Genomic DNA, 12,853 nt, shown 5'->3' on the forward strand with positions numbered 1-12,853 from the left:
CTCGGAACCTTTTCAGGTGGGAAGGGGGGCGTCGCGTTTAAGTTGATCCATTACAATCTGGCTCTGTACTCGTGCAACGGCAGGATGCGGCAGGATCACCTGATGTAGCAAGCTGTTGAGGGCGGACAGGTCGTCACAGTAGATGTGCAGCAGATAGTCAGCCTCGCCCGTCATCGTCCATGCGCTGGTAATCTCGGGGCGGGTGTCGACCATGCGGGCAAAGCTTGCGGATTGCTCGGGGCCATGGGTGCCCAGATGCACCTGAACGAACCCCTGCACCTGCAGGCCCAGTTTCAGCGGGTCCAGCCGGGCAGCATATCCGGTGATGTACCCTTCGACTTCAAGCCGCTGTCGGCGACGTCCCGCTTGGCTGGGCGACAGGTTCAGCATTTCACCCAGTTGATGGGCCGTCAGATGCGCGTCTTTTTGCAGCGCGGAAAGCAGTCGCTTGTCGGTTGCATCCAGCATGTGCGGAAAAATCCTGGTTTTATTAACTTTTATGCGCGTTTTGCGCGTCATCTTGCAGTTTATACGAAAACAATGCGCAGAAACAGCGTCAGAAAAGTCGTATTTTTGAATCAGCAAAGAAATTCCTGTTTTCGTAGGAGACGCGCCATGGGTCCTTTCCCGCACAATGCCCCGAAATCCGTGATCAGCGAAGAAAACCCTGCCGGTACAGATGGGTTTGAATTCGTCGAATTCGCCCATCCAGAACCGCAGGAGCTGCGTGATCTGTTCGCAAAGATGGGGTTTGATCTGGTGGCCCGCCACAAGGAAGATCCTGCCGTCGAGCTATGGCAGCAAGGGGATGTGACGTATATCCTGAATGCTGACCCGGACAGTTTTGCGGCTAAGTTCGTGGCTGAACATGGGCCCTGTGCGCCGTCGATGGGCTGGCGGGTCGTGGACGCGCAAAAAGCGTACGAGCATGCCGTGTCAAAAGGTGCGGAACCTTACGACCACGCTGACAAAACCATGAATGTGCCTGCGATCAAGGGTATTGGCGGGTCGCTGATCTATTTCATTGATCAGTACTACGACACATCGCCCTATAATCAGGAATTCGAATGGATCAAGGAATCCAAACCTCGGGGCGAGGGGTTCTTCTATCTCGATCACCTGACGCACAATGTCTACAAAGGCAACATGGACAAGTGGTTCAAGTTCTATGGCGACCTGTTCAACTTCCGTGAAATTCGTTTCTTTGACATTCAGGGAAAATTCACCGGCCTTTATAGCCGCGCGCTGACATCACCCTGCGGTCGTATTCGTATTCCGATCAACGAGGACCGCGGTGAGACCGGGCAGATCGTGTCTTATCTGAAGAAATACAAAGGTGAAGGCATTCAGCATATCGCAGTGGGCAGCGACGACATCTACGCGTCAACCGATGCTATTGCTGAAAACGGCCTGAAGTTCATGCCGGGTCCGAATGAAGCTTATTACGAGATGTCCAGGACCCGCGTGGTCGGCCATGAAGAGCCGCTGGACCGGATGATGAAACACGGCATCCTGATCGACGGTGAAGGTGTCGTTGACGGGGGCGAGACGCGCATTCTGTTGCAGATCTTCTCGAAAACGGTGATTGGCCCGATCTTCTTCGAGTTTATTCAGCGCAAGGGTGATGATGGTTTCGGCGAAGGGAACTTCCAGGCGCTGTTTGAATCCATCGAGCGCGAACAGATCGAAAGCGGCGAGATTTCCGCGGCTTGATCCAAATGAACCAATAAGTCGGGGGCGGTTCTGCTGCCTCTGACGTGCCTGTCTACAGGTGATCGGACACGGTTTTGAGCGCCTATGTCAGCTGCGTGGCATCGCCAGGGTCACGTTGCGACCTTTCTTTTGATAACGCAGTTCACTGTCACTGATAGCGATGACCTTGCCGCCGTCAATACTGTCCCCAACTTTCAGTTTTTTGTAGCGCCCACTGGGAAGCCGGACCAAGGCGCGCCGATTTGCGGGTGTGCCGTAAACGCCGATCAGATTCAGGCGACGCAAATTGATCGCGTTATCGAGCGTGGCCTGCCGGGCTACAGACGCGGTTGAGGGAATCTTGGGCGCGACCGATTTCGCCTGAAACGATCCGGCGTCGTCTGAACTCTGGTCCAGCGCGGCCGTTGATCCAAGATTGGAGTTACCAGAAGCAGATGCCTTTGCAGTAACAAGACCCGCCGGGCGCACTCTGGGGCGCGGGACGCGGACAACGGCCAATGCGGTTGGCGTCTCGTCGATTTCTGTGCGCGCTTGCAGACTGTCCGGGCGTGCTTTTGGTCGCTTGGTCGAAAGCTCTGCCAGCGACCGCCCCCCCAACTGCCCGCGTTCGAAGCTCTCGACCAGATCTGCGGGGCGAGGTTTGGGGCGAAGACCGGCCAGTCTTTCGTCGACCTCGTCAAGTACGGGTTCATCTTCGAAACGCACTGGCGTTGCTGGCGGAACCTTCGACGGTCGGCCCTGATAAACGACAATCCCATCCGGGTTCAGCGTCCCTTCCGGCGTGGGCGTTACCAGCCCGCGATCATCCAGATTGAACCGCGCTCCTGCTATGCCATGTTGCACGTCCCGAACAAAGGGTTCGTCAGTATCGAAACTGGAAGCCGGAGGCAGGGCAACCGCATCGCTGGACAGGTCGGATTTGTCAATCGACGTCAGATACAGATCGTCCGGTTCCGGGGCTTCTGGCACGTCCAAAGCGGCCGGAGGCGTTACATTCACACCGGAGGCAGCGCTGATATTCTCATCTGCCTCGGGGTCCTGAGCCACAGATTCAACAGGGGTCGGGGCCACCTTGAGCGCCTCAAGGATTGCCGCGTCGGTAGGCGTGAGTTCCGGTTGTTCTTCGGCTTCGGCGTCAGTAGGTTCCGGAGTTGGGGGCACGTCCCTGTCCAGAGCAGGGTCAGCGGGCAAGTTTTCCGGGGGGGCAATTGCCGCAACTTCGGGCACTATCGGTGGCAGGGCGTCGATAACCGGCTCGGAAACACCTGTCTCGGTTGGAATTGGGCTCGGTGCGGCCTGATCTGTTTCTCCACCGCTGTCCAAGGCCAGCCAAACGCCGAAAGCGCCACCAAGAAGAAGCGCCGCGGCAAATGCCGGGATAGCAAAACGCGGTGCCTGCGCTTTCGTAGTCGCAAACTTATTGTCAGGTGTTTCGGGGGTCAGAAACACGTTTGGTGCCGCTGCGCCTGCAATGGGATGCGCTGGTTTCCCAGAGGATTTTGCCGGTTCGGGCTGGTCTGCGTTTTTTACCGACAGCGGTAGCTCTGCTGGTCGGGTTTCCGATGTGCCTGAACGCTGCGCGAACAATGCTTCTCGGGGGAATGCGTCTGCGTCTTCCTCGGCGCAAAACAAAACCGGTACGAATCCATGGTCCGAGGCAAAGGCCCGCGCCTCGCTCAGCGTTTCCTGCGCGACAGCTGCAACATAGGTGGTGCCGCCTTCGGTCTGATAGTCGTAGCTGAGCTCGGACAAAGCGTAAGGCGTTGCGTCGGCAAGTGCGCTCTCAATACGTTCGACCGTGTCTTCGGGGGGCAAGTCATCGGTTGCAACCTGAAGGTATCGAACCTGTTCGGAAGGCAAAACAAGCTTGCAGCTTAGGTCGTTTTCCAACGCAAAGGCGTTTTCCCGCAAAACCTGCATCTGACCGGACAGGTCCGGCGAATCCAAGGGAATCGAGCCGATAACGAACCATTCGTCATCCGAGTGATGATACAGTGATATTCCGGTCGCAGAAAAAGACAGCGCAAAGGCAGGTTTCATAATCCGCAGGAACCATAATTATCAACGTCAATGCAAACACCATGGCGTTCGCAGACCGACATTAAAGCAGGAACTTGCCGAGGGAAAGAAAAAGGCAAACTCTCCTCTTGTATGGCAATGCATCGCCGACCCATCTTTAACCCAAGCAAATCGGAGTGATAACATTGAAGACATTCGCTTTTCTGGCCGCAATGATGGCCGCAACGACCGCTGGACTTGCCCATGCGGAAGAACGTCGCATCACCGTTGACGCAACCGGAACCATCGATGTTGCCCCCGATATGGCGACGATCACATTGGGTGTGACAAATGAAAATGCCGAGGCTTCGGCAGCGATGCAGGCCACCTCGGACGCAGTTGCGAAGGTTCTTGCGCGCCTGACCGGGATGGGGATTGAAGACCGCGATATTCAGACCCGCGATCTGTCGCTTTCCCCTGTTTGGTCTGGGCGGCACGGGCAGAATGGGGAAACACCGGAAATTTCGGGGTTCGCAGCCTCGAACCGCGTGTTTGTGCGTGTGCGTGATCTGTCCAAGCTTGGAAGCATCATGGATGCGGTCATTCAGGATGGCGCCAACGATTTTGGTGGATTGAGCTTTGGGGTGCAGGATACCAAACCAATCGAAGCCCAAGCGCGCGCGCAAGCTGTCGGCGAAGCTATGGCCAAGGCCGAGCAGTTGGCGCAGGCCGCGGGTGTAACCCTTGGCGCGGTGCAAACGATTTCGGAACAAACGGGGGGCGTGCGCCCGATGCCCGAGATGCGCATGATGAGCATGGCTGACGCAGGGGGTGTTCCTGTGGCAGGTGGCGAGGTTTCGGTGTCTGTCAGCGTCTCGATGGTGTTCGAGATTTCGGAATGAAATCAACCCTTCGCGCGGGCCATCAGCGGTTTTCGTTGTTGGCCCGAAGCGTCGAAATTTTCGGGTAACAACCAGGCCTCGAATGCATCGCGGATGCGTGGCCATTCGGTATCTATGATTGAATACCAGGCTGTGTCGCGGTTGCGTCCTTTGTAGTGGGTCGCTTGGCGAAACACGCCTTCGAAGGTGAACCCAAGCCGCTCTGCCGCACTGCGCGACGGACCATTTAACGCGTCGCATTTCCATTCGTAACGCCGGTAACCCAGTTCATCGAACACGCGCCGCATCATAAGATACATGACTTCGGTTGATTGCGGTTTGCGCTGAAGCAGGGGTGAAAAATGGATATGCCCGACCTCAATCGCTCCGGCAGCGGGTTCGATCCGCAAATATGAAGCCATGCCCAACGGTATGTCATCACCGTCCAGAACAGTATGGAACATCGGGTCCGCATCCATGCAGTTGGCGCGCGCCCAGTCTTCGAATTCAGGTTCGCCAGCAAACGGGCCGTAGGGCAGGTAGGTCCAGTTGTGGCCATCCGTGTCCTTTGCAAACGCCCGGAACAATCCGGGCGCATGTCTGTTCACATCAAGGGGCACGACAGAACAATACCGGCCCACCATCGGCGTATAGGGTGGCGTCGGGCGTGGAAAGTCACCCGAAACCGGTAAACCGATGGGCTGGCCAAGGTTGTTTGTGTCGTGCTGGGTCATGGTCAGGCGGTTGCTTTGGCCAAGGCTTGATCAAGGTCGGCAATCAGATCGTTCACGTCCTCGATCCCGATGGACACGCGCACCACGCCCGGACCTGCGCCTGCGGCTTCCTGCTGTTCCGGGGTCAACTGACGGTGCGTGGTCGATGCCGAATGAATGATCAGCGAGCGCGCGTCGCCCAGATTGGCTACGTGGCTGAAGATTTCCAGCGCATTGACCAGCTTGATACAGGCGTCATAGCCGCCCTTCACTGCAAAGGTGAACAATGCGCCAGCGCCACGTGGATATTGCGATTTGACCCGGTCTTTGTAAGGCGATGACGGCAATCCCGCATAGGTGACGTAGTCCACCCGGTCATCCGCTTCCAACCACGCTGCGATTTTCTGGGCGTTCTCTACGTGGCGCTCCATCCGCAGCGACAGTGTTTCGATCCCCATCAGCGTGTAGTGGGCTGCCTGCGGGTTCATGGTCATGCCCAGATCACGCAGACCGATGGCGATGCCATGGAAGGTGAAGGCCAGCGGGCCAAAGGTCTCGTGGAACTTCAGTCCATGATAGGCCGGTTCGGGTTGGCTGAGCGAGGGGAACTTGTCATTTGCCGACCAGTCGAACTTGCCCGAATCCACGATGCAACCGCCGGTGACCGTACCGTTGCCGGTCAGGTACTTGGTGGTTGAATGCACGACCAGGGTCGCGCCGTGATCAATCGGGCGGCACAGATAGGGCGTGGCCGAGGTGTTATCGACGATCAGCGGAATGCCCGCTGCATCAGCCGCGTCCGCCAGCGCACGGATATCCGTCACATAGCCGCCGGGATTGGCGATGGACTCGCAGAAAATCGCACGGGTATTCTCATCGATTGCGCCCTTCACCGCGTCCAGATCATCGGTGTCGACAAACTTGGCAGACCAGCCAAAACGTTTGATCGTCTGGCTGAACTGCGTGACCGTGCCGCCGTACAAACGGGTTGAGGCGACCACATTGCAACCCGGACCCATCAGCGGGAACAGCGCCATGATCTGGGCCGCGTGCCCGGACGAACAGCAAACAGCACCAACGCCGCCTTCAAGAGTCGCCACGCGTTCCTGTAGAACGGCGACGGTTGGGTTGGTCAGGCGGGAATAGATAAAGCCCACCTCTTGCAGGTTGAACAGGGCCGCTGCGTGGTCTGCATCGCGGAACACATAGGCAGTTGTCTGATAGATCGGTGTCTGGCGCGCTCCGGTCGCCGGGTCGGGGCGGGCGCCCGCGTGAATTTGCAACGTGTCGAAACCGTAGGTGGGGCCGTCAGACATCTTGAAATCTCCTGTTGGAATTTGTCTTGCGAAATCTGTAGGCCATTGCCCGCCTGCGCACAACGATCCTGTCAGCGCAGCCAGAGGCCCTTGCTTTTGATCGTGTTGCGGATGGCCTGTTCACGTCGTGGCAGATGATCCCGGTCAAACAGGGCGCGGACTTTTGCGCCTTTCCCCTGCAGCACCATCTTTTTCAGTGGCTCGTATTGCTTGAGAACCTTCTTGACCTTGTTTGGAGCGACGACGGTTTCCAAGACGTCTATCACATGGTCGCTTTCACGGGCGTAAAGCAAGGGAAACAGGCGATAATGGCAACTGACGGACCCGTCCAGCAAACCGGGGGGCAAAACATCACGACCGCCACCGAACGAGTGAATGACAAGGGGCAGGGCGACCTGATCCAGCCAGGGGTCAAGGCTTTGGCCAGTCAACTCCGGAATGTTTTCGTCGCGGATTGTCCTGGCGTAGTCCAGAAAACGCTCACCAAATTTCCGCGGGCATTTGCAGAAGAAATAGCCTGCATTGAAATACAGGTACCGCCGCCAGTGATCATGGGGTTGATCGGTGTCCAGCGAGCTTTCGAAATCCAACCCGAACCGGGCGTAAAGCGCGCGCCAGATACCGTCAAAGCCGGGGCCATACAGCGTTGGTTTGGGCCATGTCCCTTCAACCTTCAGTGATGCGCTGGGGCGGTCGAAGTCAAAAGGTACAGATGTGATCTCGCCAGTGATCAGCGTGTCGGTGTCAAAGAACACAAAGGGCTCATCTTCCGGCAGGGCCATCAGCGCTTCGATCTTGTTGCCGTAGGGATAGCTTTCACCGAATACATGCGAGTCGAAGGGCAGAATTTCGGCATCCAGTTGTTTCAGGGCATTCAGAACTTCTTCGTCCTGAATGCGGGGATCCTGTTTCCAGCGTGGCCCCGGATTGGGCGTGGCGACAAACAGTTTGCCCTCGAATTGCGGCGAAGAATGGCGCAGTGAAGCCGCAAACAACAGGGCTTCGTATTGCAGGCGGTTGTTTTGACCGACGACCGCGATGTTGAATTTCTGTGACGTTGCCTGCATCTATGCCCGTTTCCCGACAGGTGTTTGACCGTGCACCTTGAAGTTCGGATTACAGCAAGCGGCCCAAGGCGTCAAAAGCGGAAAATTTGAAATTTCATCACGCGATCCCATTTCTTTCAGGGGTCGTAGCAGAAAGGGTTACACATGTGGATCAATGCGGATTTCACAAAACGGGTCGCAGTTCATTTTGACAATAGCGAATGGGTCGCTTCCCCTGCGGCTGGCGTCGAGCGTAAAATGCTGGACCGGATTGGTGATGAGGTGGCCCGCGCAACGACCATTGTCCGCTTTGCGCCCGGCAGCGCTTTTTCTGCCCATACCCATGACGGCGGCGAGGAATATCTGGTGCTGGACGGCGTGTTTCAGGACGAGACCGGAGATTTCCCCGTCGGCAGCTATGTACGCAATCCACCGACGTCCTCGCACACTCCGTCTGCAGCGGAAGGCGCGACCATTCTGGTCAAGCTGCACCAGTTTGACCCGCAAGACCGTACCGAGGTGCGCCGCTCGATAAATGGCGATTCTGACGTACAACTGTTCAAAGATGAACATGAGGACGTTTTTGTGCGGACATGGGCGGCGGGGGACGTGGTCGAGCTGGATGCGCGCGACGGAATGGAAGTGTTTGTCATAAGCGGCAGTTTCTGTGAATCGGGGGAGGAATTTTCGACATGGGACTGGTTGCGCTTGCCGCCCGGAACGCACTCGCGGGCCGTTGCAGGGCCTGACGGCGCCCGGGTTTGGACCAAGTCCCACCATCTTGGCGAAATGGTCTGAAAGCTTTTCGGCCCTGAAATTAACCAAAATGCCAGTGAATCCGGGTTTTAAGGCCCGGATTTTCAATTTTTTGATCACCTGACAAATTTTACCAATTGATAAAAAATTTATTTGTGGCAAGCTGAGATCATAACAAACATATCTACAGGGAGTAGAGTGATGGCACAGGGCCAGATGGCACCCGGCATCGTCGCCGGGCGGCTTTCAAGCGATGAGCTGACCTCGAATTTCACCGATCTGCATCCGCCATTGGCCCCGCATGAGGCCGCAGTTGCAGCAGACCGTTGTTATTTCTGCTATGACGCGCCTTGCGTCACAGCGTGTCCGACAGACATCGATATTCCGCTATTCATCCGTCAGATTCAGGCCGGACAGCCGCAGTCAGCCGGGCGAACGATCTTTCAGCAGAACATCTTGGGCGGGATGTGCGCCCGTGTCTGTCCGACGGAAACACTGTGCGAAGAGGCCTGTGTTCGTGAGGCGGCCGAAGGTAAGCCGGTCGAGATCGGGCGACTACAGCGCTTTGCGACGGATGATCTTATGTCCTTGGGCGCGCATCCGTTTGAGCGTGCGGCATCAACCGGGAAAACGGTTGCTGTCGTGGGGGCAGGGCCTGCTGGTCTGGCCTGCGCGCATCGCCTTGCCATGCTGGGCCATGACGTGGTGATCCACGAAGGCAAACCCAAACCGGGCGGTCTGAATGAATACGGGATTGCCGCCTATAAATCGACCAACAATTTTGCGCAGGCCGAGGTCGACTGGCTGCTGAAAATCGGTGGTATCTCGATTGAAACCGGGTCGGTTCTGGGTGAAAGCATCTCACTGGATGGTCTGGTCAAAAACTACGACGCGGTGTTCCTGTCCATCGGACTTGCCGGGGTGAATGCCCTGCGCGCGGATGGTGTTGACAAGGACGGCGTGCGGGATGCCGTCAATTTCATCTCGGACGTGCGGCAGGCTGGTGATCTTGCACAGCTTCCTGTCGGGCGGAACGTCGTCGTGATTGGCGGAGGCATGACTGCCGTGGACGCAGCGGTAAAGTCCAAATTGTTAGGTGCCGAGAATGTCACCATTGCCTATCGCCGGGGCCGCGACGCCATGGGTGCCAGCCGGTACGAGCAGGATCTGGCAGCCTCGCACGGGGTTCAGATCTTGACCAACGTGCAGCCGGTGGCGGTACACGGCAATGGGACTGCCGCCGAGATAGAACTGGAGTATACCTCAAGCCAGAACGGCCAACTCACCGGAACCGGTGAGACGGTCCGGCTGCGGGCAGACCAGGTTCTCAAAGCCATCGGTCAGACGCTGGAAGGTGCGCCGCAAGGGCTGAAGCTGGACGGCAACAAGATCGCTGTCAGCGGTGCGGGACGCACTTCTGTGGCCGGTGTCTGGGCAGGCGGAGATTGCGCGGCGGGGGGCGAAGACCTGACCGTTACGGCTGTTGCCGAAGGCCGGGATGCAGCGATGGACATCCACGCGACGCTGGTTTCGTGATAGGATGGGGTATTCACCCCATTCCTTTCGCTGCTGAGGTATTCCCATGTCCCAGATCGAACAAGCCGTAGCGCAACACTACACCACCGGAGCACTGACCGACCGCGTCCGCGCGGCGCTTGAGGCCAGCGGTATCGATCCGGATGCGGCCACGGTCGCAGACCTGAAAGCAGGGGACGAGTTCCATACGGGCGGCGTTCTGGCGACCAACAACCTGTTTGCGCAGTTGTCGCCGACCCATGCGACCCGTGTTCTGGATGTCGGATGCGGTATCGGCGGGACCTCTCGCTATGTCGTGGATCGCTATGACTCGACAGTAACAGGCGTCGATCTGACACCGGAATTCGTTGAAACCGCCAAGGTGCTCAGCGATATGGTCGGGCATTCCTCGAAAACCAGCTTTCATGTGGGCAGCGCATTGGACATGCCGGTGCCGGATGCTGGGTTCGACCTGGCCGTCATGATGCATGTGGGCATGAACATAAAGGACAAGGCCGGGCTGTTCGCCGAAGTGTCGCGGGCGCTGGCCAAGGGCGGTACTTTTGCCCTGTTCGATGTGATGGCCGGAGACGTGGACGAGCCGCTGGCTTTCCCTCTGCCGTGGTCCACTGTTGCCGAAACCTCGTTCGTGGATGCGCCGGATGTTTACAAGTCTGCGGCAAGCGCCGCGGGTTTTGAACTGGTGAAAGAAACGGATCGCACCGAATTCGCGATACAGTTCTTCGAGGACGTCTTTGCAAAGATTGCCGAATCCGGCCCGGCACCGCTGGGCATTCACCTGATGATGGGCGAGACGGCACCCGAAAAGTTCCAGAACTACGTCAAAAACCTCAAGGCCGGGCGCATACGTCCGACCGAAATGATATTCAAAAAATCCGGCTGAGCCGGGAAGGGAGAAGCCATGGCCGATCTGACGACTAACTTTCTGGGCATTTCCAGCCCCAACCCTTACTGGCTTGCCTCTGCGCCGCCGACGGACAAGGAATACAATGTTCGTCGCGCGTTTGAGGCCGGTTGGGGCGGTGTTGTGTGGAAGACGCTGGGGTCCGAGGGACCGCCGGTCGTAAATGTGAACGGCCCGCGGTATGGCGCGATTTACGGTGCCGACCGCCGTTTGCTGGGACTGAACAATATCGAACTGATCACCGACCGCCCGCTTGAGGTGAACCTCGAGGAAATGGCGCGGGTCAAGGCCGACTATCCGGATCGCGCCCTGATCGCTTCGATCATGGTGCCCTGCGAGGAAGAAGCCTGGAAAGCCATTCTGCCGCGCGTGGCTGAAACCGGCGCGGACGGAATCGAACTGAACTTCGGTTGCCCGCACGGGATGAGTGAGCGCGGCATGGGGTCCGCCGTGGGGCAGGTGCCGGAATATATCGAGATGGTCACGCGTTGGTGCAAGCAATACTATGACCGTCCGGTCATCGTGAAGCTGACGCCGAACATCACCGACATCCGGAAACCTGCGGCGGCGGCCAGAAATGGTGGCGCGGATGCGGTGTCGCTTATCAATACGATCAATTCGATCACCAGCGTCAATCTGGACACGTTCAGCCCAGAACCCTCGATCGATGGCAAGGGCAGCCACGGAGGATATTGCGGCCCTGCCGTGAAACCGATCGCCCTGTCGATGGTGTCCGAAATCGCTCGGGCCGAGGCGACGCATGGCATGCCGATCTCGGGCATCGGGGGTGTCACCACATGGCGTGATGCGGCCGAGTTTATTTCACTGGGTTGTGGCACGGTGCAGGTCTGTACCGCTGCGATGACCTATGGGTTCAAGATCATTGATGAATTGACTGCAGGTCTGTCGGAATGGATGGATGAAAAGGGGTATACCAGCATTGATGAGGTGATCGGGCGCGCGGTGCCCAATGTCACCGATTGGCAATACCTGAACCTGAACTACATCGCCAAAGCCAAGATCGATCAGGACCAGTGCATCAAATGCGGCCGATGCTATGCCGCCTGTGAAGATACCAGCCATCAGGCGATTTCAATGTCGGATGACCGTGTGTTCGAGGTGATGGATGACGAATGCGTCGCCTGTAACCTCTGCGTTGATGTCTGCCCGGTGGAAGGCTGTATTTCGATGGTGCCGATGGCGGCGGGTGAAATCGATCCGCGCACCGGGAAAGAGGTTCAGCCGACCTATGCGAACTGGACCACGCACCCGAACAATCCGATGGCCAAAGCAGCGGAATGATTGAGACAGGGAATATCCCTGAGGGGCCGCTGACGCGGCCCCTGCATTCATGGCGTCAGAAGCTTTCGGTACAGCGTATCGACAAAGGGTTCTGCACCCTCAAACGGGTTTTCGTCACCCAGAATAGCCCGCACTTGAACGTCGAAATCGGCATAATGCTGCGTCAACGCCCAGATCGAAAACATCAGATGATAAGGGTGCAACCGCGCGATTTTGCCCTGATCCATCCAATTGGTGAGAATGGTGACCTTTTCGTCAACCAGTTGTTTGAGATCATTGGACAAAGCGTCGTGAATGCGGGGCGCTCCTTGCACAAGCTCATTGGCAAAAAGGCGGCTTTCCCGTGGTAGCTCCTGACTCATTTGCAGTTTCCGGCGAATATAGGCCAGCATTTCCTCCATTGGATCACCGGTCTCATCCAGATCGTGCAGGGGCGCCAGCCAGGTTTCCAACAGGCCCGAAAGCAATTCGGTGTGGATCGCTTCTTTCGACGCGAAATAGTAGAGGAGATTGGGTTTGCTCAACCCCGCCTCGGCAGCAATCTGATCGACGGTTGCCCCACGAAACCCGTGTGCGGAAAACACATTCAGGGCAGCCTCGAGAATCGCGGCTCGGTTCTTCTTCTGGATACGAGTTGGTGCGCGGTCTTTCGGCATGATTTCAGTGTGTCTCTTTTTTCGTCGGATAG

At 57.4% G+C, this 12,853-nt stretch carries 12 protein-coding genes; 6 read left to right on the forward strand and 6 right to left on the reverse strand.

Going from position 1 to position 12,853, the window contains the following annotated elements; translation table 11 throughout:
* Nucleotides 1-12: 12 nt before the first annotated feature.
* Nucleotides 13-468, reverse strand: coding sequence for an Lrp/AsnC family transcriptional regulator (locus ACR3E2_RS03290; RefSeq protein WP_267364492.1), 456 nt, complete (start codon nt 466-468; stop codon nt 13-15).
* 147 nt (nt 469-615) lie between these two features.
* Here ACR3E2_RS03290 and hppD point away from each other — a divergent pair, with 147 nt between their 5' ends.
* A complete protein-coding gene (gene hppD, locus ACR3E2_RS03295) occupies nt 616-1,713 on the forward strand; it encodes a 4-hydroxyphenylpyruvate dioxygenase (RefSeq protein WP_480481360.1) in 1,098 nt (365 codons plus the stop codon).
* Between the two features lie 87 nt (nt 1,714-1,800).
* Here hppD and ACR3E2_RS03300 read toward each other — a convergent pair whose 3' ends face one another.
* Nucleotides 1,801-3,753, reverse strand: a complete 1,953-nt coding sequence (locus ACR3E2_RS03300) for a hypothetical protein (protein ID WP_480481358.1) — start codon at nt 3,751-3,753, stop codon at nt 1,801-1,803.
* Between the two features lie 155 nt (nt 3,754-3,908).
* On the opposite strand from ACR3E2_RS03300, the gene ACR3E2_RS03305 reads away from it, so the two are divergent.
* A complete protein-coding gene (locus tag ACR3E2_RS03305; protein ID WP_480492689.1) occupies nt 3,909-4,613 on the forward strand; it encodes an SIMPL domain-containing protein in 705 nt (234 codons plus the stop codon).
* Nucleotides 4,614-4,615: 2 nt separating this feature from the next.
* On the opposite strand, the gene ACR3E2_RS03310 is transcribed toward ACR3E2_RS03305, so the two are convergent.
* From ACR3E2_RS03310 to ACR3E2_RS03320, 3 genes are all read right to left on the reverse strand, one after another.
* Entirely contained in the window at nt 4,616-5,326 is a 711-nt protein-coding gene (locus tag ACR3E2_RS03310) for a GNAT family N-acetyltransferase (RefSeq protein ID WP_480481354.1), read from the reverse strand.
* Between the two features lie 2 nt (nt 5,327-5,328).
* Entirely contained in the window at nt 5,329-6,621 is a 1,293-nt protein-coding gene (locus ACR3E2_RS03315; protein ID WP_480481352.1) for an O-acetylhomoserine aminocarboxypropyltransferase/cysteine synthase family protein, read from the reverse strand.
* Between the two features lie 71 nt (nt 6,622-6,692).
* Nucleotides 6,693-7,688, reverse strand: coding sequence for a hypothetical protein (locus tag ACR3E2_RS03320; protein ID WP_480481350.1), 996 nt, complete (start codon nt 7,686-7,688; stop codon nt 6,693-6,695).
* Nucleotides 7,689-7,832: 144 nt separating this feature from the next.
* Between ACR3E2_RS03320 and ACR3E2_RS03325 the strand changes: the two genes are divergently transcribed.
* From ACR3E2_RS03325 to preA, 4 genes are all read left to right on the forward strand, one after another.
* The gene (locus ACR3E2_RS03325) at nt 7,833-8,465 is read left to right on the forward strand and encodes a cupin domain-containing protein (RefSeq protein WP_480481348.1); all 633 of its coding nucleotides are present in this window, start codon (nt 7,833-7,835) and stop codon (nt 8,463-8,465) included.
* 159 nt (nt 8,466-8,624) lie between these two features.
* Nucleotides 8,625-9,959, forward strand: a complete 1,335-nt coding sequence (locus tag ACR3E2_RS03330; RefSeq protein WP_480481346.1) for an NAD(P)-dependent oxidoreductase — start codon at nt 8,625-8,627, stop codon at nt 9,957-9,959.
* A gap of 46 nt (nt 9,960-10,005) precedes the next feature.
* Nucleotides 10,006-10,842, forward strand: coding sequence for a class I SAM-dependent methyltransferase (locus ACR3E2_RS03335; RefSeq protein WP_480481344.1), 837 nt, complete (start codon nt 10,006-10,008; stop codon nt 10,840-10,842).
* 18 nt (nt 10,843-10,860) lie between these two features.
* Complete coding sequence (gene preA / locus ACR3E2_RS03340; protein WP_480481342.1) at nt 10,861-12,165, forward strand: NAD-dependent dihydropyrimidine dehydrogenase subunit PreA; 1,305 nt, start codon at nt 10,861-10,863, stop codon at nt 12,163-12,165.
* A gap of 47 nt (nt 12,166-12,212) precedes the next feature.
* On the opposite strand, the gene ACR3E2_RS03345 is transcribed toward preA, so the two are convergent.
* Nucleotides 12,213-12,821, reverse strand: a complete 609-nt coding sequence (locus ACR3E2_RS03345; protein WP_209504191.1) for a TetR family transcriptional regulator C-terminal domain-containing protein — start codon at nt 12,819-12,821, stop codon at nt 12,213-12,215.
* Between the last annotated feature and the right edge of the window lie 32 nt (nt 12,822-12,853).

This window comes from Ruegeria sp. AL7, from assembly GCF_056536105.1.